Source organism: Jiella pacifica (assembly GCF_010500815.1).
GTDB lineage: Bacteria > Pseudomonadota > Alphaproteobacteria > Rhizobiales > Rhizobiaceae > Jiella > Jiella pacifica.
This window is the reverse complement of record NZ_JAAAMG010000005.1, coordinates 126,068-151,523: the sequence shown is the minus strand read 5'-3', so window position 1 is coordinate 151,523 and position 25,456 is coordinate 126,068. Positions and strand designations below refer to the sequence as shown.

The 25,456-nt window shown below is 66.3% G+C and carries 29 protein-coding genes; 18 read left to right on the top strand and 11 right to left on the bottom strand.

From position 1 onward, the window contains the following. Positions 1-25: 25 nt before the first annotated feature. The 8 genes from GTK09_RS08295 to pqqE all read left to right on the top strand — a co-directional run bounded on the left by GTK09_RS08295 (position 26) and on the right by pqqE (position 7,139). A complete protein-coding gene (locus GTK09_RS08295) occupies positions 26-988 on the top strand; it encodes an NAD-dependent epimerase/dehydratase family protein (protein WP_163462636.1) in 963 nt (320 codons plus the stop codon). After that, positions 985-2,256 (top strand): ribulose-bisphosphate carboxylase large subunit family protein, encoded by a 1,272-nt coding sequence (locus GTK09_RS08290; RefSeq protein WP_163462635.1) that lies wholly within the window; start codon positions 985-987, stop codon positions 2,254-2,256. Before GTK09_RS08295 ends, GTK09_RS08290 begins: the two co-directional genes overlap by 4 nt. Continuing rightward, positions 2,253-3,617, top strand: coding sequence for a four-carbon acid sugar kinase family protein (locus GTK09_RS08285; RefSeq protein WP_163462634.1), 1,365 nt, complete (start codon positions 2,253-2,255; stop codon positions 3,615-3,617). Before GTK09_RS08290 ends, GTK09_RS08285 begins: the two co-directional genes overlap by 4 nt. A 303-nt stretch (positions 3,618-3,920) precedes the next feature. Then, positions 3,921-3,998: a pyrroloquinoline quinone precursor peptide PqqA gene (pqqA, locus tag GTK09_RS08280; RefSeq protein ID WP_163462799.1), complete on the top strand. Its 78-nt coding sequence runs from the start codon at positions 3,921-3,923 to the stop codon at positions 3,996-3,998. A gap of 42 nt (positions 3,999-4,040) precedes the next feature. Then, positions 4,041-4,955, top strand: a complete 915-nt coding sequence (pqqB, locus tag GTK09_RS08275) for a pyrroloquinoline quinone biosynthesis protein PqqB (protein ID WP_163462798.1) — start codon at positions 4,041-4,043, stop codon at positions 4,953-4,955. Then, positions 4,952-5,719, top strand: coding sequence for a pyrroloquinoline-quinone synthase PqqC (pqqC, locus tag GTK09_RS08270; protein WP_163462633.1), 768 nt, complete (start codon positions 4,952-4,954; stop codon positions 5,717-5,719). The genes pqqB and pqqC overlap by 4 nt, the downstream gene beginning before the upstream one ends. Beyond that, positions 5,719-6,006 (top strand): pyrroloquinoline quinone biosynthesis peptide chaperone PqqD, encoded by a 288-nt coding sequence (gene pqqD / locus GTK09_RS28240; protein ID WP_163462632.1) that lies wholly within the window; start codon positions 5,719-5,721, stop codon positions 6,004-6,006. Before pqqC ends, pqqD begins: the two co-directional genes overlap by 1 nt. After that, the gene (gene pqqE, locus GTK09_RS08260; protein WP_163462631.1) at positions 6,003-7,139 is read left to right on the top strand and encodes a pyrroloquinoline quinone biosynthesis protein PqqE; all 1,137 of its coding nucleotides are present in this window, start codon (positions 6,003-6,005) and stop codon (positions 7,137-7,139) included. Before pqqD ends, pqqE begins: the two co-directional genes overlap by 4 nt. Positions 7,140-7,156: 17 nt before the next feature. Here pqqE and GTK09_RS08255 read toward each other — a convergent pair whose 3' ends face one another. Further along, positions 7,157-8,365, bottom strand: a complete 1,209-nt coding sequence (locus tag GTK09_RS08255) for an aminotransferase class V-fold PLP-dependent enzyme (protein ID WP_312869717.1) — start codon at positions 8,363-8,365, stop codon at positions 7,157-7,159. A gap of 232 nt (positions 8,366-8,597) precedes the next feature. Between GTK09_RS08255 and GTK09_RS08250 the strand changes: the two genes are divergently transcribed. Together GTK09_RS08250 and GTK09_RS08245 are read left to right on the top strand one after the other, a co-directional pair. Then, on the top strand, positions 8,598-8,978 hold the full coding sequence (locus GTK09_RS08250; protein WP_163462627.1) for a PH domain-containing protein: 381 nt from the start codon (positions 8,598-8,600) through the stop codon (positions 8,976-8,978). 159 nt (positions 8,979-9,137) lie between these two features. After that, on the top strand, positions 9,138-9,650 hold the full coding sequence (locus tag GTK09_RS08245) for a GNAT family N-acetyltransferase (protein ID WP_163462626.1): 513 nt from the start codon (positions 9,138-9,140) through the stop codon (positions 9,648-9,650). A gap of 103 nt (positions 9,651-9,753) precedes the next feature. On the opposite strand, the gene purD is transcribed toward GTK09_RS08245, so the two are convergent. Then, complete coding sequence (purD, locus tag GTK09_RS08240) at positions 9,754-11,025, bottom strand: phosphoribosylamine--glycine ligase (protein WP_163462625.1); 1,272 nt, start codon at positions 11,023-11,025, stop codon at positions 9,754-9,756. A 165-nt stretch (positions 11,026-11,190) separates the two neighbouring features. On the opposite strand from purD, the gene ubiA reads away from it, so the two are divergent. The 4 genes from ubiA (at position 11,191) to GTK09_RS08220 (ending at position 14,199) form a co-directional block, all read left to right on the top strand. After that, positions 11,191-12,198: a 4-hydroxybenzoate octaprenyltransferase gene (gene ubiA, locus GTK09_RS08235; RefSeq protein WP_163462624.1), complete on the top strand. Its 1,008-nt coding sequence runs from the start codon at positions 11,191-11,193 to the stop codon at positions 12,196-12,198. 163 nt (positions 12,199-12,361) lie between these two features. Then, complete coding sequence (locus tag GTK09_RS27970; protein WP_163462623.1) at positions 12,362-13,138, top strand: 4'-phosphopantetheinyl transferase family protein; 777 nt, start codon at positions 12,362-12,364, stop codon at positions 13,136-13,138. Next, entirely contained in the window at positions 13,135-13,965 is an 831-nt protein-coding gene (locus tag GTK09_RS08225) for a metallophosphoesterase family protein (RefSeq protein ID WP_163462622.1), read from the top strand. The genes GTK09_RS27970 and GTK09_RS08225 overlap by 4 nt, the downstream gene beginning before the upstream one ends. 48 nt (positions 13,966-14,013) lie before the next feature. Continuing rightward, positions 14,014-14,199: a hypothetical protein gene (locus GTK09_RS08220; protein WP_163462621.1), complete on the top strand. Its 186-nt coding sequence runs from the start codon at positions 14,014-14,016 to the stop codon at positions 14,197-14,199. Positions 14,200-14,304: 105 nt separating this feature from the next. Here GTK09_RS08220 and GTK09_RS08215 read toward each other — a convergent pair whose 3' ends face one another. The 3 genes from GTK09_RS08215 to GTK09_RS08205 all read right to left on the bottom strand — a co-directional run bounded on the left by GTK09_RS08215 (position 14,305) and on the right by GTK09_RS08205 (position 16,144). Next, on the bottom strand, positions 14,305-14,922 hold the full coding sequence (locus GTK09_RS08215) for a ribonuclease D (protein WP_163462620.1): 618 nt from the start codon (positions 14,920-14,922) through the stop codon (positions 14,305-14,307). Positions 14,923-15,105: 183 nt separating this feature from the next. Next, on the bottom strand, positions 15,106-15,669 hold the full coding sequence (locus tag GTK09_RS08210) for a DUF992 domain-containing protein (RefSeq protein ID WP_163462619.1): 564 nt from the start codon (positions 15,667-15,669) through the stop codon (positions 15,106-15,108). 256 nt (positions 15,670-15,925) lie between these two features. After that, a complete protein-coding gene (locus GTK09_RS08205; protein ID WP_163462617.1) occupies positions 15,926-16,144 on the bottom strand; it encodes a hypothetical protein in 219 nt (72 codons plus the stop codon). A gap of 378 nt (positions 16,145-16,522) precedes the next feature. On the opposite strand from GTK09_RS08205, the gene GTK09_RS08200 reads away from it, so the two are divergent. Continuing rightward, positions 16,523-17,026 (top strand): putative pterin-binding protein, encoded by a 504-nt coding sequence (locus GTK09_RS08200; protein WP_163462615.1) that lies wholly within the window; start codon positions 16,523-16,525, stop codon positions 17,024-17,026. Then, positions 17,023-19,014 carry a putative bifunctional diguanylate cyclase/phosphodiesterase gene (locus GTK09_RS08195; RefSeq protein WP_163462613.1) on the top strand — a complete coding sequence of 664 codons (1,992 nt, stop codon included), beginning with the start codon at positions 17,023-17,025 and terminating at the stop codon, positions 19,012-19,014. The genes GTK09_RS08200 and GTK09_RS08195 overlap by 4 nt, the downstream gene beginning before the upstream one ends. On the opposite strand, the gene upp is transcribed toward GTK09_RS08195, so the two are convergent. From upp to GTK09_RS08165, 6 genes are all read right to left on the bottom strand, one after another. Further along, positions 18,960-19,589 (bottom strand): uracil phosphoribosyltransferase, encoded by a 630-nt coding sequence (upp, locus tag GTK09_RS08190; protein WP_163462611.1) that lies wholly within the window; start codon positions 19,587-19,589, stop codon positions 18,960-18,962. The two genes, GTK09_RS08195 and upp, sit on opposite strands and share 55 nt — an antisense overlap. 92 nt (positions 19,590-19,681) lie before the next feature. Further along, positions 19,682-20,701, bottom strand: a complete 1,020-nt coding sequence (locus GTK09_RS08185) for an adenosine deaminase (RefSeq protein WP_163462797.1) — start codon at positions 20,699-20,701, stop codon at positions 19,682-19,684. A gap of 14 nt (positions 20,702-20,715) precedes the next feature. Continuing rightward, positions 20,716-21,909, bottom strand: a complete 1,194-nt coding sequence (locus tag GTK09_RS08180; protein ID WP_163462609.1) for a phosphopentomutase — start codon at positions 21,907-21,909, stop codon at positions 20,716-20,718. A gap of 95 nt (positions 21,910-22,004) precedes the next feature. Continuing rightward, positions 22,005-22,598: a TadE/TadG family type IV pilus assembly protein gene (locus GTK09_RS08175; protein ID WP_163462607.1), complete on the bottom strand. Its 594-nt coding sequence runs from the start codon at positions 22,596-22,598 to the stop codon at positions 22,005-22,007. Beyond that, positions 22,598-23,200: a TadE/TadG family type IV pilus assembly protein gene (locus tag GTK09_RS08170; protein ID WP_163462605.1), complete on the bottom strand. Its 603-nt coding sequence runs from the start codon at positions 23,198-23,200 to the stop codon at positions 22,598-22,600. The genes GTK09_RS08175 and GTK09_RS08170 overlap by 1 nt, the downstream gene beginning before the upstream one ends. A gap of 401 nt (positions 23,201-23,601) precedes the next feature. Then, complete coding sequence (locus tag GTK09_RS08165) at positions 23,602-24,069, bottom strand: pilus assembly protein N-terminal domain-containing protein (RefSeq protein ID WP_163462603.1); 468 nt, start codon at positions 24,067-24,069, stop codon at positions 23,602-23,604. Between the two features lie 358 nt (positions 24,070-24,427). On the opposite strand from GTK09_RS08165, the gene GTK09_RS08160 reads away from it, so the two are divergent. Together GTK09_RS08160 and GTK09_RS08155 are read left to right on the top strand one after the other, a co-directional pair. Continuing rightward, a complete protein-coding gene (locus tag GTK09_RS08160) occupies positions 24,428-24,604 on the top strand; it encodes a Flp family type IVb pilin (RefSeq protein WP_163462601.1) in 177 nt (58 codons plus the stop codon). A 335-nt stretch (positions 24,605-24,939) separates the two neighbouring features. Continuing rightward, complete coding sequence (locus GTK09_RS08155; RefSeq protein ID WP_163462600.1) at positions 24,940-25,443, top strand: A24 family peptidase; 504 nt, start codon at positions 24,940-24,942, stop codon at positions 25,441-25,443. The last annotated feature ends 13 nt before the right edge of the window (positions 25,444-25,456 follow it).

Here is a 25,456-nt window from a genome sequence, read left to right as displayed (position 1 = left end):
CGGGTCAGAATCACCGGAGTAGACGATGTCTGTGCTTGTTTTCGGCGGCCTCGGTCATGTCGGTTCCTGGGTCGCGCACGACCTGGCGGCCCGCGGCGAGGAGGTGGTGATCTTCGACGCCGGCGCCGACCGGCTGGAAGGTCGCGGCCTCGATCATCTCGAAGCCGTCGCCGACCGGATCACCCTCGAGAACGTCGATGTCCTCGACGTCCATACGCTTTTCGAGCGCATGCGGGCCTACGAGGGGAAGATCGACTGCGTCGTCTGGGGCGTCGCGGTCATCGCCGGACCAAGCTTCGCCAGGCGTCCGTTCCGCAACATCCAGATCAACACGGTCGGGATGCTGAACGTTCTCGAAGCCTGCCGCATCCTCGGCGTGCCGAAGTTCGTCAACCTCTCCTCCGGTGCGATCTACGGCAATCATCCCGGCGGGCAGACCGAGGAGACGCCGGTTCAGGTCACCGACCTCTACGGCGCGACCAAGGCGGCCAATGAGGCGCTGGCGCTCCAGTATGGCGGCACCTACGGCTTCGACGTGCGCAACGCTCGCCTCTACTTCGTCTACGGGCCCGGCCGGATGCCCTCGCGGATGCACGTGCTCTACCAGGCGATGTTCGGGGCGCTCGAGGGGCTGGAGAACGTCTCCTCGCCGTCGGGCGGCGACCAGTCGCTCGACTGGACTCACGTGCGCGACACGGCGGCGGGTATCGTCGCGCTCATCGACGCTCCGTCCGACGTCGCGGGGGAGGCGTTCAACGTCTCGTCCGGCGTCGCCGTGCGCCACGACGAGATCATGAAGACGTCCGACGAAATCGCCGGTCGCAGGAGCGGCATGGCCCTGGGGCCGGGGCGCTTCTTCGAGCGCGGCGCGCCGCTCGACATCACCAAGGCGCGCCAGCGCCTCGGCTTTTCGCCCCGATTCACCGACATCCATGCCGGTATCGAAGACTACGCCCGGTGGATCGAGGCGCAGGGAGGCAAGAGGTGAACGTCGCCGCCGAGGCCCCGGCCGCCGGGCCGGGGCGCATCCGCGCCACCTATCTTCTGCGCACTGCGGGCGATGCGGACAAGGTCGCGGCCATCGTCGCCGGTGAGCAATCATCTGGCACGTTTCTTCCAGTTCCCGGCGAGAGCGAGGCGCTCAAGCAGCGCTCAGCCGCGCGTGTCGAGCGGCTGGCCCCGGTCGAGGATGGTGGTCTGCCGCCGCTTCCCGGTGCATCGCCCGGCGCGTTGGCCAGCTACGAGATGGAGCTGTCCTGGCCCTTCGCCAATCTCGGCGCCTCGCTGCCAAACCTTCTCGCCGCCCTTGCCGGCAATCTCTACGAGCTGCGTGACGTTGCCGGGCTGAAGCTGCTCGACTTCGCCGTGCCGGCCGAATTCTACGCCGCCTATCCCGGGCCGGCCTTCGGCGTCGCGGGTACGCGGCGCCTTGCCGGCGTCGCGGAGGGTCCCCTGATCGGCACCATCGTCAAGCCCTCCGTCGGGCTCGATCCGGCGGAGACGGCGGCCGTCGTCGACCAGCTCTGCGAGGGCGGCATCGACTTCGTCAAGGACGACGAGCTGCAGGCGGACGGGCCTGGCTGCCCGTTCGACGAGCGCGTGAAGCGGGTGCTCGACGTGGTCCGGCGCCACGAGGCGCGAACCGGCCGGACCGTCATGGTCGCTTTCAATCTGACGGGCGAGATCGACGAGATGCTGCGGCGCCACGATCTCGTCGCCGAGCTCGGCGGAAGCTGCGTGATGGTCAGCCTCAACGGGGTCGGGCCGGCCGGGGTCACCGCCCTGCGGCGCCATGCTCGGCTGCCGATCCATGCCCACCGCAATGGCTGGGGCTATCTCGGCCGGTCAGTGGACAATGGCTTCTCCTACGTCGCCTGGCAGAAGATCTGGCGGCTTGCCGGTGTCGACCACATGCATGTAAACGGCATTGCCAACAAGTTCTGGGAACCCGACGACAGCGTCGTCGCCTCCGCGCGGGCCTGCCTGACGCCGATGACGAAAAGCCATCGGAACGTCGTCATGCCGGTGTTCTCCTCCGGCCAGACGGTGATGCAGGCCGAGCCCACTCTGGCGCGCCTCGATTCGAGCGACTTCATCTTCTGCGCCGGCGGGGGCATCGTCGCCCATCCGAGGGGGATCGCCGCCGGTGTCAGGTCCCTCAGGCAAGCCTTCGATGCCGCGAGCGCCGGAATTCCCCTCGGCGAAGCCGCCAAACGCTCCCCCGAACTGGCCGAGGCCGTGGAGAAGTTCTCATGACGATTGCCACCGGAAACGTGATGCTGGCATTTTACGGCGACGATTTCACCGGGTCCACCGACGCTTTGGAGGTGACGGCCCTGGCGGGATTGCCGACCGTCCTCTTCACCGGGGTGCCGAGCGCGGAGGATCTTGCGCGTTTTGAAGGCTACCCCGTCGTCGGCATTGCCGGGACGGCGCGCTCCCAGTCGCCGGAATGGATGGAGGAGAATCTCCCCGCCTGTTTCGAGGCGCTGGCGAAGCTGTCGCCGCGGATCATCCAGTACAAGGTCTGCTCGACCTTCGATTCCTCGCCGCGGACCGGCTCCATCGGCAAGGCGATCGACATCGGCAGCCGGTTCGTTGCGGCCGACTGGTCGCCGAGCATCGTCGGGGCGCCGCATCTCGGCCGCTGGCTCGTCTTCAGCAATCTGTTCGCGGCGGCCGGCGGAACCCGCTACCGGATCGATCGCCATCCGACCATGTCCCGCCATCCGGTCACCCCGATGCGGGAGAGCGATCTGCGCCTGCATCTGAAAGAGCAGACCGGGCGCACGATTCTCGGTATCGACCTCGCCAGCCTGGCGCGGGGCGAAGCAGGGGCCGAGCGTGAGAAGGCCCGGGCCGAGCGCGCGGTGGCCTTCGTCGACGTCGCCGACGACGCGTCCCAGCGCGAGGCCGGCCGCCTCGTCTGGGAGGGGGCGGGAGAGGGGATCTTCAGCGCCTCTTCCTCCGGTCTGCAATACGCCCTCGTCGCCCATTGGCGCGAGACCGGCGTCTTGCCGCCGGAAGCGCCCACCTTCCCGCCGGCAGCGGCGGTGGATCGCCTGCTGGTTCTGTCGGGAAGCTGCTCGCCGGTCACCGCCGAGCAGATCGCCGCGGCCGAGGCGGCCGGCTTCGCCGCGGTCCGTCTCGACGTCGAGGCCGCGGTCGACGCCGCGCGGCAGGAGGGTGAGGTCGCCCGCATCATGGATGCGGCGACGGCTGCCTTCGCGACCGGCAAGGGCGTCGTCGTCTTTGCCGCGAAGACCGTCGACGACCCGGCCTTCGTCGCCCTGAAGGAGCGGGCCGGCACCGACGCCAGCTTCTCGGCTGCCCAGGACGCCATCGGCCGCACCCTCGGTCTCGTCGCTGCGAATGCCGTTCCGGCCTTCGATCTGAAGCGCATCGTGGTTGCCGGCGGCGACACCTCGGGCAGGGTGCTCGAGACCATCCCGGTCCTGGCGCTGGAAGTCGCCCACCCCCTCGGTCGCGGGGCTCCCGTCTGCCGCTGCCACGGCACCGAGCCGGGTTTCGACGGCCTGCAAGTCGTCCTCAAGGGCGGCCAACTCGGCCAGCCCTCGCTCTTCGTCGATGCGCTGGAGGGTACGGCGCGAGGATGAACCCATCGGCTCGTTCGAACGAGCTGTCGCGCCGGTCCCGCCCGCTCGGCGAGGTTGGGGGATGGATGAGGAGACCGTCACACCCCCGACCGCCCGCGATGGCCACGACCGGGCAAAGGCTTGGCGGCTTTTGGCGGATGCGACCGGCGGGTTGTGGGAACTCTTCCCGATTCTGAAGAAACGGCGCTGCCCGGGTTTATACTTCGCGCGTGAAGCGGCATATTGGGAGTGGCGGGGTGCTGCCTGCTCTGCGGGTTCGCCGCAGGAGAGAAGGCGCCCTTAACGCAAATGGGAGAGCAAGCTATGGCCTGGAACAAGCCGGTTGTCACCGAAATCTGCATGGCGATGGAAATCAACGGCTACATGCCCGTCGAATTCTAATCGGCCATGACTGTCGATATGGGCCGCGGGCGGGATCACCGCCTGCGGCTTTTTGTTTTGGGCTCTGCTGCCGGCGGCGGCTACCCGCAGTGGAACTGTCTGTGCGACGTCTGCCGGCTCTACTGGGCCGGCGACGAGCGGGTCGTTGCGCGCTCGCAGTCCTCGATCGCCGCATCCGCCGACGGCCGCAACTGGCTCTTGTTGAATGCCTCGCCGGATCTGCGCCAACAGGTGCTGACCTCGCCGCGGCTTGCCCCCAGCGCTCATGCCGATGACGCGGCAAGGCGGGCGACGCCAATTTCCGCCGTGCTCGTAACCAATGGCGACGTCGACCACATCGCCGGGCTCCTGACACTGCGCGAAAAGCAGCGCTTCCCGCTCTACGGAACGACCGGCGTTCTCGGCATGATCGCCGAGAGCCCGGTTTTTCAGGTGCTCGATCCGGCCTTCGTCGAAAAGCGCCCGGTGGCGATCGGCGCCGGCTTCGAGCCTTTGCCGGGCCTCTTCGTCGAGATCTTCTCCGTGCCCGGCAAGGTGCCGCTGTTCATGGAGAGGGGCGAGGTCGATGTCGGCGAGGAAAGCGAGATGACCGTCGGGGTGAAGCTTTCGGCGCACGGAAAGACCGCCTTCTACATTCCCGGCTGCGCCCATTTGCCGGCAACGCTCGCGGAGCGCATTCGCGACGCCGACGCGCTGCTCTTCGACGGCACGCTCTTTGCCGACGACGAGATGCGGCAGGCCGGCGTCGGGGAAAAGACCGGCCGGCGCATGGGCCACATGCCGATCTCGGGCGAGGGCGGCAGCCTTCACGCCTTCGAGGGGCTCGACATCGCCCGCCGCGCCTATATCCACATCAACAACACGAACCCCATTCTCGTCCAGGGTTCCGACCAACGCGCGACCGTCGAAGCCGCCGGCTGGACGGTCACCCATGACGGGATGGAGATCGCCTTATGACCAAGTCCCGAGCCGAGATGATGAGTGGGGCGGAACTCGAGGCCGCGTTGCGCCGGATCGGCGAGACGCGCTACCATTCGCTCCATCCCTTCCAGATTCTGTTGCAGGAAGGCCGGCTGAACCGCCCGCAGGTTCAGGCCTGGGCGCTGAACCGCTATTACTATCAGGCGAACATTCCGGTGAAGGATTCCTACATCCTCGCCCGGCTCGGCACGGTCGAATTGCGCCGCGAATGGCGTCAGCGCATTCTCGATCACGACGGATCGGAGACCGAGCGCGGCGGCATCGAGAAGTGGATCGCGCTGACCGACGGTGTCGGCCTCGACCGGGACTACGTCATGTCCGGCCGCGGCATCCTCGCCGGCACGCGCTTTGCGGTCGACGCCTACGTCCATTTCGTCCGCGACCGCTCGCTGCTCGAGGCCATCGCCTCCTCGCTCACCGAATTGTTCTCGCCCAACGTCATCGGCGTGCGGACCAAGGGCATGCTGGCCCATTACGACTTCATCTCGCAGGACACGCTGGCCTATTTCGACAAGCGGCCGGTGCAGGCCAAGCGCGACAGCGATTTCGCCCTGAACTACTGCCTCGAGCACGCCGACACCCGCGAGAAGCAGGAGGCGGTGATGGATGCGCTGCGCTTCAAGTGCCAGGTGCTCTGGGCGCAGCTCGATGCGTTGTACTACGCCTATGTCGAGCCGGCCCTGACGCCGCCGGATGCCTGGCGGCCGGGCGAAGCGGAAAGCGGCGGGAAGGCGCCCTGATGGCGGCGCCCCGGAGCATTGCCGACGAGACCGTCCCGGCCCTGCCGCGCGGGGTGAAATTTCGCGAGGACAAGGCCCGCGGCCGCTACGTGCTGCTCGGGCCGGAGCGGATCTTTGAGGCCGATCCGATCGCCACCGAGATCTTGAAGCGGATCGACGGCAAGACGACGTTCAAGGCGATCCTCGGTCAACTGACCCAGTTGTTCACCGCCGACGAGGCGACGATCCGTCCGGATGTCGAGGCACTCCTGACGGATCTGTCCGACAAGCAGATGGTGACCCTATGAGCGACACGATCCTCCTCGACCGCCCGGACAGGGCGGTCACGCCGCAGCCGCAGCCGCCCCTCGGCCTCCTCGCCGAGGTCACCCATCGCTGTCCCTTGCGCTGCACCTATTGCTCGAACCCGCTGCAGCTGGATCCGAAGTCGGCCGAGCTCGACACCGAGACCTGGAAGCGCGTCTTCAGCGAAGCCGCCGAACTCGGCGTCATCCATCTCCACATGTCCGGCGGCGAGCCGACGGCCCGCCGCGACATCGTCGAACTGACCCGCCACGCCGCCGAGGTCGGGCTTTATATCAACCTCATCACATCGGGCATCGGCGTCGACGACGCCAAGCTCGACGCACTCATCGAGGCCGGCTGCGATCACATCCAGCTGTCGATGCAGGGCGCCGACGAGGGCATCACCCAAAGGGTCGGCGGCTATCGTGGCGGCTATGAGAAGAAGCGGGCCTTCGCCCGGGCCGTGGTCGAGCGGGGCGTACCGCTGACGTTGAACGCCGTCATCCACCGGATGAACATCCATCAGGTGCCGGAGATGATCGAAAAGGCGGTGGAGTTCGGCGCCAAGCGCCTGGAGATCGCCCACACGCAATATTACGGATGGGCGCTGAAGAACCGGGCGCAGCTGATGCCGGTCCGCGAGGACGTCGACCGGACCATCGAGGAGGTCGAGACGGCCCGCGCGAGGCTCAAGGGTACGCTGGTCATCGACGCGGTGTTCCCCGACTACTACGCCCGCTATCCGAAACTCTGCAATGGCGGCTGGGGAACCCGCACCTTCTCGGTCACGCCATCCGGCAAGGTGCTGCCCTGCCACGCCGCCGAGACGATCACCCATCTCGACTTCTGGAACGTCCGCGACCACTCTCTGGCCGAGACCTGGTACGACGGCCCCGCCTTCACGGCCTATCGGGGCACGAGCTGGATGAAGGAGCCCTGCCTGTCCTGCGAGCGCAAGCATGTCGATTTCGGCGGCTGCCGGTGTCAGGCCCTGGCACTGACGGGCGATGCGGCGAACACCGACCCGGTCTGCATCAAGTCGCCGCTGCACGACAGCATCGGGACAATGGCGACGACCGAGTCGGCCGTTGCCGAGCCGGGCGCCGCCACCTATCGCGGTTTTCGTGCGGGGTAAGGGCTTCCGCCTGGTGACTATTCGGCAGCCTGGCGCTCGACCAGCACCGGCGCGTCCGCCTCACGGAAATACGCATGAGCTGCCGCGACGCCGGCGCCGGGGGTGATCTTCGCGCCGGCATCGGCGAGCGAGATCTCCGCCGCAGCGAGGGCTGAAAGGCACATCACCGCGTTGAGATCGCCGAGATGGCCGATCCGGAAGACCTTGCCGTTCAGCCGTGCGAGCCCGCCGCCGAAGGAGGTGTCGTAGCGCTCGTAGGCGATCTTGATCACCCGGTTGGCGTCGACACCCTCGGGCACGTAGATCGCCGAGACAGTGTCGGAATACCATTGCGGCCCGGCGGCGACGAGCTTCAGGCCGAGGCCCTGGATGCCGCGGCGAACGCCTTCGGCAAGGCGGTGATGCCGGGCGAAGACGTTCTCCAGACCCTCCTCGAACAGCATGTCGAGGGCGGCGCGCAGGCCATGGAAGAACTGCGTCGGCGGCGTGTAGGGGAAGTAGCCCTGATCGTTCATGGCGATCTGGTCGGCGAAGGCGAAATAGCTGCGGGCCATCTTCGGCCGATTGTCATGGTTCGCGGCGAGCGCCTTTTCCGAGACCGAGAGGAACGACAAGCCGGCCGGCAGCATGAAACCCTTTTGCGAGCCGGCGACGGCGAGGTCGACGCCCCATTCGTCCTGCCGAAACTCGATCGAGGCGATCGACGAGACGCCGTCGACGAACAAGAGGGCCGGGTGGGAATGGGCGTCGAGAACCTTGCGCACCCCGGCAATGTCGGAGGTGACGCCCGTGGCCGTCTCGTTGTGGGTGACGAAGACAGCGCGGATCTCGTGGTCGGCGTCGGCGGCGATCCGCGCCTCATAGGCGTCGAGGGGGACGCCCTTGCCCCATTCGACGTCGATGACTTCGACGTCGAGGCCGAGACGCTGGGCCATCTCCACCCACAGATGGGAGAACTGGCCGAAGCGCGCCATCAGCACCTTGTCGCCGCTGGCGAGGGTGTTCTGGATCGCCGCTTCCCAGGCGCCGGTGCCCGAAGAGGGGAACATGAACACCCGTCCGCTCTCGTTTCTGAAGGCGCGCTTCAGGTCGCCAAAGAGGCCCAGCGTCAGCTCCGGCAGGTCCGGCGAGCGCTGATCCTCCATCGGCACGTTCATGGCGCGCCGCACCCGGTCCGGCACGTTCGTCGGTCCCGGAATGAAAAGCTGTCTGATGCCGTGTTTCACGTCGTCCTCCCTGTCGCGCCGCACACGGCGTCCTCGGGCACCCATGGCGCCCGGATTTTTGCGGCGATGGTAGCGAGGCGGAGGATAAATGAAACTTTTATTTTCTCACCGCCAGAGATAGAAAAACTTATGGATGTCTCGAGAATTTTTTTTGCCCCTTTCGCCTTATCTGCGCCGGGACGGTTCCGGCGAGCGTCGGCCGTGACGGAAACACCAAGAGAAAGCAGCGGCGATGGGACTTCTATCCGGCCTGATGGGCCTGACCAGCGACGTCGACGTGAACGAAGTTCACGCCGAGCTCGCACCGATCATGATCGACGGCGAGGAGATCGTCCTCGCCTTCGCGGTCGTGCGCGACATGCTCGTCTTCACCGATCTCAGGCTGATCATCGTCGACAAGCAGGGCATGACGGGCCGCAAGCGGACGATCCAGTCGATCCCCTATCGGGCGATCACCACCTTTTCGATCGAGACGGCGGGCACGTTCGACGCCGATTCCGAAATGACGATCTGGGTGAGCGGCCAGCCACCGTTCACCCGTGAATTGTCGCGGCGCTCGAACATCGCCGGCATCCAGAAGGCCCTGGCAGAAGGTGTGCTCGGACGGCGCTAGCATTGCGAGATCCGCGCCAGGCCCCGGACGAAAGCGGACATGTCGATGCCGCCGTTGAATCACCGCGGCCGGGAGAGGTCGTGCGACGGTTTTTTGTCAGTCCGGTAGAAAAATTTTAAGCTTCGTGGATCGGAATCGGATCTCGGGAGTTGAAAAGCGATGCCGACGATCACAACCGCCATTCGATTTGCCGAAACGAGGGACGCTGCCGCCCTTGCGAATGTCCACGAATCGGCCTGGCGGGGCGCTTATGCCGGCCTCATTCCCCACGGCTGCCTGACTTCGATCCTTCAGCGCCGGCAATCCGGCTGGTGGCAACGCGCCGTGCAGAACGGCGCCGGCATTCTCGTCGTGGAATTTTGCGGCGAGACGGTCGGCTACGCCACCATGGGCCCGAACCGGACGAAGGCCCTCGCGGTCGACGGCGAGATCTACGAACTCTACCTGAAGCCCTCCCATCAGGGCGTCGGTTTCGGCCGGCGCCTTTTTTGCGCCAGCCAGAAACTCCTGCGCGAGCGGAACCTCGCGAGCCACGCCGTCTGGGCGCTCGCCGACAATTCGCTGGCCACGGGCTTCTACGAACGGCTCGGCGGCGTGGTGATCGCCGAAGGCGAGGAGCGCTTCAACGACATGGCGCTGCGCAAGATCGCCTATGCCTGGCCGGCCAAGTAAGGTTCACCGCGGAAGCTTCGTCAGCGGCCGGTTCTGCTGCGCGCCCGTCTTCGCCCCAGCGTAAGACGGCTCCGGCTGGACGCGGCCACGTGCCTTTCGTGGATCAGGCGCCCTCGACCATGATGGCGCGATGGCCGATGTCGGTGCGGAAGAACCCGTCGTCCCAGCCCACCTGCTCGACGGCCGCATAGGCACGGGCGGCCGCCTCGCGTACCGTGGCGCCGCGCGCGGTGACGTTGAGCACCCGGCCGCCGGTCGCCACGAGACGGTCGCCATCGCGGCTGGTGCCGGCGTGGAAGATCCGGGTCGTCGCATCGTCTGCCGGCAACTTGGTGATTTCAGTGCCCTTGCTGTAGGCGCCCGGATAGCCTTCCGCGGCCATCACCACCGTCAGTGCCCGATCCCGCGACCAGGTCGGCGCGATGGCCGAGACGTCGCCCCTGGCGGCCGCCAGGAAGGCCTCGAGCGGATCGCCGTCGAGCCGCATCATCAGCACCTGCGCTTCGGGATCACCGAAGCGGACGTTGTATTCGATCAGCTTCGGACCGGTCTCCGTCAGCATCAGCCCGGCATAGAGGATACCGCGAAACGGCGCGCCGATCTCGGCCATGCCCTTCAGTGTCGGTTCGACGATCTCCTTCATCGCCCGCTCGACCAGCCGCTCGGTCATCACCAAAGCGGGCGAATAGGCGCCCATGCCGCCGGTGTTCGGCCCACGGTCGCGGTCGAAGGCACGCTTGTGATCCTGGGCGGTGCCGAAGACGATGGCGCGGTTGCCGTCGCAAAGGCAGAAGAGGCTCGCCTCCTCGCCTTCGAGAAACTCCTCGATGACGATCTCGGCGCCGGGCCCGCCGAAGTCGCCCTCGAAGCAGCCGTCGACCGCCGCCATCGCCTCCGCCCGGTTGGTCGCGATGGTCACGCCTTTGCCGGCCGCCAACCCGTCGGCCTTGATGACGGTGGGATAGCCGGTCTCGTCGAGATAGGTCTTGGCCGCGGCGGCGTCGGTGAAGCGCTTGTAGCGGGCGGTCGGAATGTCGTGGCGCGAGCAGAGATCCTTGGTGAAGGCCTTCGAGCCTTCGAGCCGGGCGGCCGCCGCCGATGGCCCGAAGACGAGGATGCCGGCTTCCTCCAGCCGGTCCGCCAGCCCCGCCACGAGCGGTGCCTCCGGGCCGACGACGACGAGGCCGACCGCCTTGTCGCGGCAGAACCGGACGATCGCTTCGTGATCGGCGACGTCGAGCGGGACGATCTCGGCGCATTCGGCGATGCCCGGATTTCCCGGCGCCGCATAGAGCCGGTTGAGCATCGGCGACTGGGCGATCTTCCAGGCCAACGCGTGTTCGCGGCCGCCGGAGCCGATCAAGAGGACATCCATGCGCATTTCCCGGCTCGAGCCACTGTCGTTTTTCATCATCAGAGTGCCGATAGGGGGCTATGGGCAGGGAGGTCAAGAACGGCGGGCCGCGAAAAAATTGCGCCGGGAAGCATTGCAACGTGATTTTCACTTGACTGCAGCAATCATGCACACACTCTGGTCGCCATGGCGAATCTCAAAACCAGCCTGGCTGAATCCACCGATCGGGTCTCCGACGCGCCAGTGTACAACTGGGTGTATCGCTGGCTACCGCGAGCCATTTGGCCCTATGCGCAGCTCGCCCGGTGGGACCGGCCGATCGGCTGGCAGCTTCTGTTGTGGCCGTGCTGGTGGTCGGCGGCGCTAGCGCCCCAGGCGATCGCTCCGAGCGCGGTGCATCCGGGCCTGCCGAGCCTCTGGCATCTGTTCCTGTTTCTCGTTGGCGCCGTCGCCATGCGCGGAGCGGGCTGCACCTACAACGACCTCGTTGATCACGACATCGACGACAAGGTGGCGCGAACGCGCTCGCGCCCGCTGCCCTCCGGACGGGTGAGCCGCGGGCAGGCGAAGCTGTTTCTCGTCCTGCAGTCGCTGCTCGGCCTTCTCGTCCTCCTCCAGTTCAATCTCTTCGCCGTGCTTCTCGGTATCCTTTCGCTGCTGACGGTGGCGATCTATCCGTTTCTCAAGCGCTTCACCGACTGGCCGCAGCTCGGCCTCGGCCTGGCTTTCTCATGGGGCGCGCTGATGGGCTGGGCCGGCCATTGGGGCTCCTTGTCGCTGTCGCCGCTGCTGCTTTACGCTGGCTCGATCCTCTGGACGATCGGCTACGACACGATCTACGCCCATCAGGACAAGGAGGACGACGCCCTCGTCGGCGTCAGGTCGACCGCCCGCCTGTTCGGACGGCATACGCGCGAAGCCCTGACAGTCCTTTATCTCGGGGCGATCGTCCTGTTCTTCGCCGCTTTCGCCACCGCCCCGATGGGCGCGGCCGGAGGCCCGTCCTGGCCCGCCTATGCTGCGCTGGCCGTCGGTGCGGTGCAGATGGTCTGGCAGATCCTCAGCCTCGACATCGACGACCCCGATCAGTGCCTCGGTCTGTTCAAGTCGAACACGGTGTTCGGTTGGATCATCTTCTTCGGCCTGATCTTCTCCGCGCTGTTCTCGCTGTCGATGCCGGTTACCGCGAGCTGAGCCGCCGGGCTGCGTCATTGTCTCACCCGGCTGGTTTTCGGCCTTGGCGACGTTGCTGCTCCTCGCGAAACCGGGCAAGCGTTCCCATCTTTGGGCCATGCCAGCCGCGCGCGACCGTCGTCGCTGCGCCTCACCCGTCTGAGAGGACATCCTGCCCGAAGCCGTGCTCCACCCCCGCCACGTCGACGTCCACCTTGCCGACCCGGCTCTTGCGGACGACCGCCAGACAGGCTGGCTGCCGTTGCTCGATCCGGCCGAGCGCGCCCGCTACGAGCGCTACAAGGTCGAGGGCGCGCGGCAGGAATATCTGACCGGCCGGGCGCTGGTCCGGACCACCTTGTCGCGCTATGCGGACGTCGATCCGGCGGACTGGCGCTTCGAGGCCAATCGTTACGGCCGCCCCTCGATCGCGGCGGATCAGGCCCATCTCGCGCCGGACCTCGTCTTCAACCTCTCCCATACGCGAGGGCTCGTCGCGCTCGCCGTCGGACAGGACTGCGACCTCGGCGTCGACGTCGAATGGATCGACCGGGACAACGAACTCGCCAGGCTCTGCGACCGCTATTTCGCTCCCAGCGAGGCCGCCCATGTCCGGGCCGGCGAGGGGGCGGAACGGACGGAACGCTTCTTCGCCTTCTGGACGCTGAAGGAGGCCTACATCAAGGCGCGCGGCATGGGACTCGCCCTGCCGCTCGACGGCTTTGCCTACGACATCACCGGCGATGCGCCGATCATCGCCTTCAAATCCAGCTGCCCGGACGATCCGGCCCGCTGGCGTTTCCTCAGGCGCACCATGGGGCCGAGCCACCGGCTCGCCCTTGCCATATCCTCGCGACAAGGCGGGATGCGGCTGTGGTTCGGACGCGTCGTGCCGCTTGGAGACGACGCGCCGGTCGAAGAGACGGTGCTTCCTCTCGATGGCGGGCAGCGCGCGCCGTGAGACTCTACGCCGTCGCCGATCTTCATCTGGGATTTGCCGCCAATCGCGAGGCCCTGGCCGAAATCCGGCCACGCCCGGACGACTGGCTGATTCTGGCCGGCGACGTCGGCGAGACGACCAATCATCTGCGCCTTGCCTTCGAGAGCCTGGCGCAGAAGTTCAAGCAGCTCGTCTGGGTGCCCGGCAATCACGAGCTCTGGGCGGTGGGCGAGCGCGGTGCCCCCGCCGGCGAAGCGCCGCGGCGGGGGGAGGCGCGCTATCGTGCCTTCGTCGATCTCTGCCGCGAATACGGCGTTCTGACCCCGGAGGACGACTATCCTTTGATCGAGATCGACGGCAGTCCGCTCCGGCTGGTGCCGATGTTTCTGCTCTATGATTATTCCTTCCGCCCGCCGGACGTCGCCGCGGAGGACGCGCTGGCCTGGGCGCGCAGGGGCGGGGTGCGCTGCGCCGACGAGCAGTTTCTTTCGCCCGCCCCCTTCGCCAGTCGCTCCGAATGGTGCCGGGAGCGCTGCGATCTGACCGAGGCGCGGCTGCGGGAACTCGGCGAGGAAAGCGTCCCGCGCATTTTCGTTAATCACTGGCCCCTGCGCGAGGAATTGGCCCGGCCGCCGCGCATCCCGCGCTTTTCGCTGTGGTGCGGCACGACGCGGACCGAGGACTGGCACCGCCGCTTCAATGCTTCCGTGGTGGTCTCGGGCCACCTCCACATGCCGTCGAGCCGGATCATCGACGGGGTCCGCTTCGAGGAAGTCTCGTTCGGCTACCCCAAACAGTGGCATGGACGGCGCGCGCCCGACGAGGCGCTGCGCCGGATCATGATCTGAGGGACCGCGACGCGGCCCCTCGATTCGTCGTGTCGTTCAGGCGACGACATGCAGGAAACCGGCGGCCAGGGCGACGGCCACGAACAGGAGACCGGTGACGGCGACGGCTTGGACGGCTTCGGTGTGGAACAGGCTGCGGAGCATGGCGGCGAACCTTTCGTGATGGCGTTGCGCTCTGCGCCGCATGTGGTCTTTTCCATCGCTCCGCGACATTCGGATTGCGACATCGCGTGACGCAACATGCACATTCGTCATCGATGACGAATTTTTCGGAAAGCCGCCGGCAAGCTTCCTTTGCGTCCCCTCTTCCAACCGTGGATTTGACGCGCCTTCCGGCGCTCAGGCCGAGTGCGAAAAGATGTCCTCTTCCCCCCATCCGGCGAGGTCGAGCTTCACCCGGGTCGGCAGGAAGGCGAAGCAGGCCTTGGCGAAATCCATGCGCTCCTCGCGCTCGAGCCGCTTGTAGAGGACGCCCATGATGTCGTGGAGATAGAGAACGTCCGAAGCGGCATATTCGACCTGCGCCTGAGACAGCGTCTCGGCCGCCCAGTCGGAGGACTGCTGCTGCTTCGAGAGGTCGACGCCGATGAGTTCGCGGGCGAGATCCTTGAGCCCGTGGCGGTCGGTATAGGTGCGGGTCAGGCGCGAGGCGATCTTGGTGCAGAAGACGTTGGCGGTCATGGCGCCGAAGGCGTGGTAGAGCGCCGCGACGTCGAAGCGGGCATAATGGAAGATCTTGGTCTTCGAGGCGTCCTTCAGGAGCGCGGCGATGTTCGGTGCCTCGCGCTGGCCCTTGGCGATCTGGACGACGTCCGCGGTGCCGTCCCCCGGCGAGAGTTGGACGACGCAGAGCCTGTCGCGCCGCGTGTCGAGGCCGAGCGTTTCGGTGTCGATGGCGACGGGGCCGTTGTAGCGGGAGAGGTCGGGAAGGTCGCCCTTGTGCACGCGGATGGTCATGATCTGCCTTTGTCGATTCGTAATCCTGCAGATCGATAGCGGATTTCGGTCGAAAGCCCAAAAGCAGACGCGGTCCCGGGCGGCCTGCCGGCGGCTGCCTCTTCGCCGAACACAGGCGACGCAATCGAAACAGGGCGGCGCCGCTTCAGGCACCGCCCCATCGCGAAGGTGTTCGCGAACCCCTTATTCCGGACGAACGACGCTGCCGTCGGGGGAGACCGGCTGAGCGGGAACCGCGACCGGCGCCACGGCCGCCGGAACCGCCACTGCGGGCTGCAGGGTCAGCTTGGAGACGCCAAGCGCCGCGTTGATCCCTTCCTGGGCCTGCAGGCTGAGCGGCTGCAGCGTGTAGCTGTCGTTCGCGCCGCCGACGAGGACGTTCGCGCCGCCGCCGACCAGTGCCGAAGCCTCGGCAGTCGCGCCGACATAGGTGCCGGCGAGGGCGCTCTGGCTGTAGGCATTGCCGTCGGCCATGACCACCGCCCAGGTCATGACGGTCCGACCGGTCACGCCAACGTCGAGGCCGAAGGTGTCGAGCGTCCCGGCATAGACTTCCCGGGCTCCGCCGCCGGCCGGCGTGAACTCGCAGACCAGTTCCTCGGAGGAGCCGACAATGAAGCCGGTAGAGCCCTTGCTGTGGCAGCCCAGCGTCCCAGCCTCCACCGCGGCGGAAGCCGGCATGGCGAAGAGGGGCAGCGACAGGGCCGTCGCGGCAGCCAGCGCGAGGGGGATGTGACGATTCTTCATGGCAGGGTACCTCATTTCAGCGATATGTCCGCTTCGGAAGAGGCAAACCAAACGGCGGACCGGGTGTTCCAATTTATGACGCTGCGGAACGGCGACTTTTTTCCCGCCGAGATGATTCAGAGGCGTTCTCCAGGACGGCGAAACGGGAAAACCGCCCCGGGGAGGACGGAGCGGTTTCCTTGATCTGTCCGGCCGCTCGTGAGCGGCGGGGGAGGGGGACCGGTGACGAAGAACGGCCGGACAGCGTGAGGACGGATCAGTGGCAGGAGCGGACGCGCTTCCAGACCCAGAGCTTGTTGCCGCACTCGTCGTAGCCGGCGAAGACCTTGCGCTTTTCGACGTGGCAGACCTTTTCGTAGCGGACGGTGTCGTAGCCGTGGTGCGGCTTGTGCCAGCTTTTGGCGCTGGCCGGGGCCGAAAGGGCGGCGCCGGCGACGGCGATGGTGGCGATGGCGATGATGGTGTTGCGGATCATTTGTCGGGCTCTCCTGGGGATCGAGGCTGGTCTCTCCGACCGATGCCCGAAGAGTGAAAAGCCCAGAGCGGTTTCTGCGGCTCAGACCGCCGAAGCTCGGCGAGAACCTCGATGGCGCCCGCTGAACGCCCATTCGGCCACGATCCCCGCCGCGTCCGCCTAAACGAAACCTGCCGGCACGGTGGCGGGGACGGGATCAAGATACAGGTTTATGAACTTACTGAGTTCATCGAAAAGTTACTTCGTATCGTCAGCCTTTGTATTAATGGATTTCGAAGGATGTTCGCTGTTTCATGAAATTCCGTGGCAGCCAGTAACTCAATTGAAATGAGGTATGGCCGTTAGATGGCATGACGACACGATCGAAGGCCTCCCGCCATGGCAATCACCCGACGGAATTTCCTGGGCGTCTGCGCCTTGCCGATTCTGACCGGCATGGCCTTGCCGGCTCGTTCGGCCACCCCTCACGACGATCCCCACTCCCCGATACTCACCGTCAGCCGCAATGGCGGGCGGCTTGCTGAATTCAGCCGGGCCGATCTCGCCGCCATGCCGCAGACGCGGCTTTCGACCCATACGCCTTGGACCAGCGCGCCGACGGACTACGAAGGCCCGTCCGTCGAAGTCTTCCTCTCGAATTTTCCTGGTGAAGGCGAGCGGCTGCGGCTTCTCGCCCTGAACGATTATCTCGTCACCGCCGAAGCCCGGATGCTGATCGAGGCCGGCGCGATCCTCGCAATCAAGGAAAACGGTAGCTTCATGCCGGCCGCGCGCAAAGGGCCGGTCTTCCTGATGTTTCCCTTCGATGCCGATCCCCGCCTGCAGTCGCAGCGATACTACAGCCGGGCTGTCTGGCAGCTCATCGCGATCGAATTGACATGAGGGGGTATTCGCTCAGGCGGCTCGCGGGCGCCGGCTGGTTCATCGGCGTGCTCATGACGGCGACGGTGATGCTGGGGCTGACGGCCATCCAGACCTCCATCCAGACCGAGAGCTATCACCGCGGTCTGCTGGATGCGTCCTCCCACATTGCGACGTTCGACTATGCGCGGGCGCAGATCGAGATCGAGAGGCTCGCCCGAACCATCGAGGGATTGGAGGCGGGCCGCGTCACGCCAGATCAGCTCGACACCGCCTTCGAAGTCGTTCGTACGCGCGTCGACGCCATCCCCCTCGTCATGACGGGTCGGCCGTTCCGAGATGCCCTCGTCGCCCGTGAAGAGCTTGCCGAGGCGTGCGACGACATCGAAGCGGTGCTGCCGCTCATCGGGCAACCGGAGATCGCGCGCCAGGTGGTCGACCGCCTCGACCAACTCGCCGGGACGTTCTCCAGGCTGTCGACCCTCTCCAATGGCATCCAGGGAGACCTCATCGCCAGCTGGCGGGATCGCCTTTCGATCGCCCTGGCGGATCTCGGCTTCGATCTGCGGCTTCTGTGCGGCCTCGGCCTCGTCCTGCTCGTCGTTTTGTCCGTCCAGAAACTGCGCTTCAGGCACCAGGCCCTGACGGATCCGCTCACGGGCCTGCCCAACCGTGCCTCCTTCCGTCAATGGTCGCGCCGGACGGCGGGGAAGAAGGACATCGCCGTCGCGGTCGTCGACCTCGATCTGTTCAAGGAGATCAACGACAGTTGTGGCCATCAGCGTGGCGATACGCTGCTTTGCGAGGTTGGTGGCATCTTTCGGGCGGTGATGGACAGGCGTGACGAGTTCGCCCGCATCGGCGGCGACGAGTTCGGGCTCCTGTTCGTCGGGCCGGGCGCGCTGGAACGGGCCGAGCATGCCTGCGCCGAGGCGGCGCGCCGCCTGGGTGAGCTTCAGACGATCTGCTGCGATGACAGGCGGCCGACGTTCAGCATCGGCCTTGCCGCCTCCAGCAACGGGGACCGGACACTGGAGGCGCTGCTGTTGGAAGCAGACGCGGCGATGTACTGCGCCAAAAGCGCCGGCGGCGACTGCATCGTCGTCGCCTCGGACGATTTCCGCAATGGATTGGAGCAACGCCGGCTCCTGCAGCGCGACCTCGCCACCGCGGTGTCACGGGGCGAATTCGAGACGGTGTTCCAGCCGATCGTCGAGGTCGGAACCCTGCGCGCCCACGGCTTCGAGACCTTGCTGCGGTGGGATCATCCCGATCTCGGCCGTCTCTCTCCCGATTTCTTCATTCCGCTCGCCGAGGAGACCGGCGCCATCGTCGAGATCGGCCGCTTCGTCCTCGACAGGGCGCTTTCGGTCGCGGCGAAATGGCCGGAGCCGCTGACCGTTTCCGTCAACGTCTCGGCGGTTCAACTCGGCGACAAGGCCTTCGTCGCCCATGTGCATGAATCGCTGCTCCGCCACGACGTGGCGCCACACCGGCTGATCCTCGAGATCACCGAGACGGTGCTGATCCGCAACGGCAATGCCAAGGCGGTGCTGGACGAATTGCGGGCGCTCGGCGTCGGCATCGCGCTCGACGACTTCGGCACCGGCTACGCCTCGATGGGCTATCTGCGGCAGTACCGCTTCGACAAGATCAAGATCGACAAGTCCTTCGTCTCGACGATGGTCGACGAGGGCAAGAGCGCCGCGATCGTCAGGGCGATCTGCGGGCTTGCCCGCGACATTTCCGCCACCGTCGTCGCCGAGGGAATCGAAACCGAGGAGCTCCTGTCGCTCGTCGGAGAGGCCGGATGCCAGCTCGGCCAGGGCTACCTCTTCGCCCGACCGATGAGCGCGCTGCAGACGACGCTGTTCATCGAACGAAACGGCTGGGGCGGTACAGCGGCGGTGCCGGCACCTGTGGCCTCCATCGATGCGACGGCCGCCGAAGCGGACTATTTCGTGCCGTACATCCGGTCGCCGGCGTCGCCGAGGCCCGGCACGATGTAACCCTTCTCGTTGAGATGGCTGTCGATGGCGGCGGTGAATATCTCGACGTCGGGATGGGCGGCGCGGAAGCGCTCGATGCCCTCCGGCGCGGCGAGCAGGCACAGGAAGCGGATGTTGCGGGCGCCGCGCTCCTTCAGCTTTTCGATGGCGGCGATGGCGGAGTTGGCCGTCGCCAGCATCGGGTCGACGACGATGACCAGACGATCGGCGAGATCCTCCGGCGCCTTGAAGTAATATTCGACCGGCTGCAGCGTCTCGTGATCGCGGTAGATGCCGACATGGGCGACGCGCGCGGCCGGGACGAGATCGAGCATGCCTTCCAGAAGCCCGTTGCCGGCTCTGAGGATCGACGCGAAGACCAGCTTCTTGCCCTCCAGCGTCGGCGCGTCGATCGTCGTCATCGGGGTTTCGATGCGCACCGTCGTCAGTTGGAGGTTGCGGGTCACCTCGTAGCAAAGCAGCGTCGAGATCTCTCGCAGGAGCCCTCTGAAGCTCGCCGTCGACGTCTCCTTGTCGCGCATGATCGTCAGCTTGTGCTGGACCAGCGGATGGTCGATGACGGTGATGCCCTCCATGATGCCCTCTCTTTCGGCTCGCGCATTCGTTCGTGTTCGGTGGGCGGTCGCGTCGCGCGTACTCGCCGGTTCGGATCAGACCTTTCTCCGGTCTAGTCCGATGTGGCGGGCGAGCCAAGCGAAAGCGCGGCGATCTGGAACCGGTCGAGCAGCCGGCGCCGGACGTCCTCCTCGACGAAGGCCGCCTCGATGGCGTTGCGGGTCAGCGCGATCCGCTCGGCGTCGGTCAGACCGTTTTCCCGCGCGAGCCGGTATTCGCGGGCAAGATCGGTGTGAAAGAACGGCGGGTCGTCCGATCCGAGCGTCGCCTTGACGCCCGCCGCGACCAGCCGCTTCAGGGGATGGGCGGCGATGTCGGGATAGATTCCGAGGGCGAGGTTGGAGCCGGGGCAGACCTCGAGGACGATCCCCGTCTCGGCGATCTCGCGGACGAGGTCCGGATCCTCGATCGCGCGCACGCCATGGCCGATGCGGGAAGGCTTCAGCCAGTCGATCGAGGCCCTGACGCTTTCCGGGCCGCAGAGCTCGCCGGCATGGGCGGTGAGGCCGAGGCCCGCATCGCGGGCGACGTCGAAGGCCCTGGAGAAATCGCGCGGCGCGCCGATCCGTTCGTCGCCGGCGAGGTTGAAGCCGGTGACGAAGGGACGGCTCGGCCCGGCGGCAAAGCGCGCCGCCGCCTCGACCGCCTCCGCTCCGAGATGGCGGACGCCGACGATCACCATGCGGGCTTCGATCCCGGCCTCGTCCCGCGCCCGGACTATCCCGGCGGCAAGGCCGCGGGCGTAGACCTCCGGCTCCGTGCCGCTCGATCGCGCATGATCGGGAGAGATGAAGAATTCCGCATAAAGTGCGCCCTCTGCCGCGAGATCCGACAGATGGGCATAAGCGAGGTCGGCATAGTCCTCCTCGCTCCGGAAAACCGTCGCGGCATGGTCGTAGGCGGCGAGAAAGCTGGTGAAGTCGTGCCAGACATAGGCGCCGTCCCGGATGATCGCCGAGACGTCGACGGCGTATTTCGCGCCGAGCCGCTCGACGAGGGCAGGCGGCGCGGCGCCTTCGATGTGGCAGTGGAGTTCGGCGAGCGGGAAGCGCGGAGCGCCGGCGCCGCGCATCGGCTGCGAGGCGATCACAGGAAGCTCCTGCCGTGGCGGCCGGGGTCGAGCCCGAGATGCACCGCCACCGAGGCGCCGATGTCGGCAAAACTCTCGCGCCGGCCGATCGGCCTCGGCTCGATTTCCGGGCCGAAGGCGAGGACGGGCACGATCTCGCGGGTATGGTCGGTGCCCCTGAAGGTCGGATCGCAGCCGTGATCGGCCGTGAGGATCGCGACGTCGCCGGGCTTCATCATCGCCTCGAGTTCCGGCAGCCGCCGATCGAATGCTTCGAGCGCCGCGGCATAGCCCGCAACGTCGCGGCGATGGCCGTAGAGGGAATCGAAGTCGACGAAATTGGCGAAGACGAGATCGCCGTCCGCCGCCTCGCTCATCGCTTCGAGCGTCCGATCGAACAGGGCCATGTCGCCGTCGCCCTTCAGGATGCGGGAAATGCCGCGATGGGCGAAGATGTCGGCGATCTTGCCGATGGCATGGACGTCACGTCCGGCGGCGACGGCCCGGTCGAGCAGCGTCGGCTCCGGCGGCGGCACGGAATAGTCGCGGCGATTGGCGGTCCGGGTGAAGGTCTCGGCGCTGTCGCCGGTGAAAGGCCGGGCGATCACCCGGCCGATGTTCAACGGATCGACGCGGCGGCGGGCGGCCGTGCAGACGTCATAGAGCCGATCGAGGCCGAAACGGCTCTCGTGAGCGGCGATCTGCAGGACGCTGTCCGAGGAGGTGTAGAAGATCGGCTTGCCGCTCGAGAGGCTCTCCTCGCCGAGTTCACGGATGATCTCGGTCCCCGAGGCGTGCCGATCGCCGAGGATGCCGGGAAGGCCGGTGTCGTCCATGATCTGACGGATCAGTTCGGGCGGGAAGGTCGGCACGGTCCGTGGAAAATAGCCCCAGTCGAACAGCACCGGGACGCCGGCGATCTCCCAATGGCCGGACGGCGTGTCCTTGCCATGGGATATCTCGCAGGCCGAGCCCCAGACGGCTTCGGGCCGCCCGGCGAGTTCGCCGTGCCCCGCCGCCGCATAAAGGCCGAGCCGTCGGAGATTGGGTATGTCGAGTTCGCCGCGGCGGCCCGCCGCGTCTGCACGGCCGGCCCGGCAGGCGTCGAGGATATGGCCGAAGGTGTTCGATCCGGCGTCGCCGAATGGCTCGGCATCCGGCGCCGCGCCGATGCCGAAGGAATCGAGCACCAGGATGATCGCTCGCGCCATGTCCGCCTCCTGCCTGCTGCGGGCGGTCTGAAGGCCGGCGGACCAGCGCTCGTCACCCGCGATCTCGGGCATGCTTGCTGAAACCGACAGCCGGGTCAGCAGCCCGAGCAGACCACCTTATCGCCGAGGCGCGGGGTATGATAGCTCGTCTCGCCCATCGTGATCGTGCCGAGAAGACCGAAACCTCCGAGCGTCTCGTAGTCGTAATAGGCATCGGTGACGATGATGTAGGCGCTCTTTTCCTTGGCGAAGTCGGCGGGCAGGGTGTATTTCTGGCCGGCGACGAGGGGCTTCGTGCCGACGATGGCGTTGCGCGACCTGGTCCAGTCGACGGTCGCCTTGCCGTTCGCGTCGATCTTGACCTGAGTGACGCGCAGAAACACCTTCGATGCGTCATAGGGCTGCATCAGCGAGGCGGTGACGTCGAAGAGCGAGTTGATCTGGCTGGGCGTCGCGACCTCGACCTGCCCGACGAGATCGCCGATCGTGCCGGCCGCATTGTGGATCTTGCGGTTGACCGCCAAGGCGACGGCGGCGTCGGAGCCGCCCATGTACAGCACCGCGATGAACGGGAAGACGATGGCGAATTCGACGGCGGCGACGCCGCGCTTGTCGCGCGGGAGACGGGCTGCCGCGCGCAGGAAGTCTTGCATCGCGAAGCGCAGGCAATCGAAGCGGCCGATGATCATCAGTACGGCTCCGTCATGAAGGCTGCGCTGCCGACCACCATGAAGGAATGGTCGCTCATGCTGGTCGCCATCTTGCGCAGAACGTCGACGTAGAGCGGCCATTTGTAATAGGCCTTGAGGGACGTGACCGTCTCGCCCGTTGGCTTGGTGTAGGAAAAGCCCGTGGTGTCGAGATCGCCATTCTTGATCGGCGCGCTCGTCGGAACTGCGCCGAACGACCCGTAGGTCTTCAGGTCGACCTGCAGCTTCGAGCAGTCGAAGAGGAAATTGACCTCCTTGCAGAGCTTGGCCTTGAATTCGTCCTTGGTGAGATCGGCGCTGGTGATCTGGCCCGTGCGAACCTCGCGCCCGATCTTGGCGACGGCCCGGTCCATGACGAGTTCGGCGTAGAAGATCGTCGCCGTTTCGATCAGCACGAGCATCAGGATCAGGAACGGGAACGCCAGAATGACGAATTCGATCGCGACGGCGCCGTCGCGGTTGCGAAGAAACGACGCGATCTTCCGCCTGCCTGTCGCGTGACTGGCCGGGGCGGTCTCTGCCTTCCGACAGTGCGAGGGCTTTTGGTCGGAGGCGTCGTCGTGGTCTTTGATCGTGAGCATCGCGCTTTCCGAAAATCGATGCTGAACGGCGTCTTCGAAGGGATGCCGCCGTCTCGCCGGGGCCGAGCGGCCCGAGAGCACCTCCCTGAAAATGACCGGCAACGCTTAGAAAAGCGTTACGTTGGGAGAGAGATTTTCATCGAAAGCGACGATTTCGGTGGGGTTCGATCGCCGCCCCTTACGCGCGGTCGCGCAACGGCCGTGCCGTCAAGCGGCCGGCTGGGACGTCTTCGCGCCCGCCCACTGCCCGCATTGCCGTAGCGGCCACGACGGTGGCATTAGGAAGAGTTCGGTTCGGACCCGCGACCGTCGTCGAGGTCGAAAGTCCGTCGGCGCGGGCCACGGCACGGAGACGGTGAATGACGGGCGCGTAGCGGCCGGGCGGCGCACCGCGGCCGCGATCAGTTGCCCCCGGCGGCCTGCTCGACGATGCTCTGACGCTGGGTCTGCTGCTGGACGACCGCGCTGAAGCTGCTCATGTCGTCTCCGACGGTGACGGTGGGGACGCATTTCGGCGTGCAGGCATAGGTCGAACGGCTTGCCTGCCGATAGACGCGGACGGTGTTCTCCTCGAAAGTCTGCACCGAGACCTGCTCGTCGATGAAGGCCTCGCCGTCCTCGCCGAGGATCACCACGTTGGTGATCCCGCTGCTCTTGCCGGTCAGGACGAGGCGGCTCGACGACAGGACCTGCACGTCGACGATTGCAGGATTGCCGACGATGACGGTGCCGGCCGGCTTTTCCAGCTCGATCACCTTTGCCTGATCCATCTCAACGGAGAGGGGGGCCTTGGCCACTGCCATGTCGGGGGAAGCGGCCAGGAAGAAGATGGTCGACAGCAGGGAGGCGACGGCTGGTCGCAGAACCATGGGAAAAAATCCGATCGATCGTCTTGGTTGCGGATTGGGTGTCAATCTCGCCGATTAGGCTGAACGAAGCATTAACGGCCGGCCGGCGGGGCGCTGGATGCTGCAGCCAAACCCGTTTGGGGCTAGCGCTTTCCGGCCGCGACGACCGGATGGCGGAGCGGATCTCGCATCGCCGGCCCATCCGACCGCTCCATCGCTGGATGGTGGCCCCGAACGATCGGGGCGGGCAAAGGCGGGAAATAAGTAAAAATCAACCAATCACTTTAAGCCCATCGCAACGGCACACGGCTAAGGTCCATGTCACCCGAACGACGGGACAGTCGACGGGCGCGCTACCCCGAGATCTCAAGGAGTCATCATGTCCAACCTCATCGCACGCTTTGCCAAGAACGAATCCGGCGCCACCGCCATCGAGTACGGCCTGATCGGCGGTATCATGGCCGTCGCGCTGCTCGCCATGTTCGCGATCTTCACGCCGAAGATGGAAGCAGCCCTCACCAACATCGGCGACAAGATGAAGACCGGCAAAGAGTAATAAGCGCGATCGTCTGACGATGACGCGTCGACGGATTGTAATGTGGGCGGCCGGCAACTTGCCGGCTGCCCACGATTGCTTTGGCCCAAGTGCTCATTCGGCCGCGCCGGTTGCAACTGGGCGCATTTGCCGGCTCATCTGCCGATCGGATCCATCGCGCCGTCCTGGCTCCTCCGGCCCGAGCGCAGGGCGCGCGATGGATTGAGGCCAACGTCCCATAGGCGAGAGGCTGTAAACGAACGGCTCACCTTTTGCGTCCATGGTCTCGTCGGACGGCACTTCTTGCCGAGCGTGGCAAGTCCGCCGGTTCGACACGCCGCGGTGAAGGAGACGTCATGCTCACCACAGTCCTGCTCCTCACCGTCTTCCCCTTCGCGATGATCTACAGCGCGCTCACCGACCTTCTGGAAATGAAGATCGAGAACCGGGTGATGATCGTGCTCGTGGTCGCCTTCGTTCCGGCGGCATTGCTCGTTGGCATACCATGGCCGCTGCTCGGCAGCCATTTCCTCGTCGGCTTCCTGTGCCTCTGCGTCACCTTCGGAATGTTCGCGGCCGGCTGGATGGGCGGCGGCGACGCCAAGCTGATCGCGGCGACGGCGCTGTGGTTCGGACCGAGCATGCTGTCAGTGGAGTACATTCTCTTCGCCGCGCTCGTCGGCGGTGCGCTGACGGTGGCGCTGCTCGTCCTACGCAGCCACTTCCTGCCGGTGACGGGCGTCGAGTTCGTCGACCGCCTGATGGAGACAGAGACCGGTGTGCCTTACGGGATCGCGCTCGGCGTCGCCGGCCTCTACGTCTATTCCGACAGCTTCTGGCTGACCGCGGCGCTCGGCTGACGGCGGGCGCCGC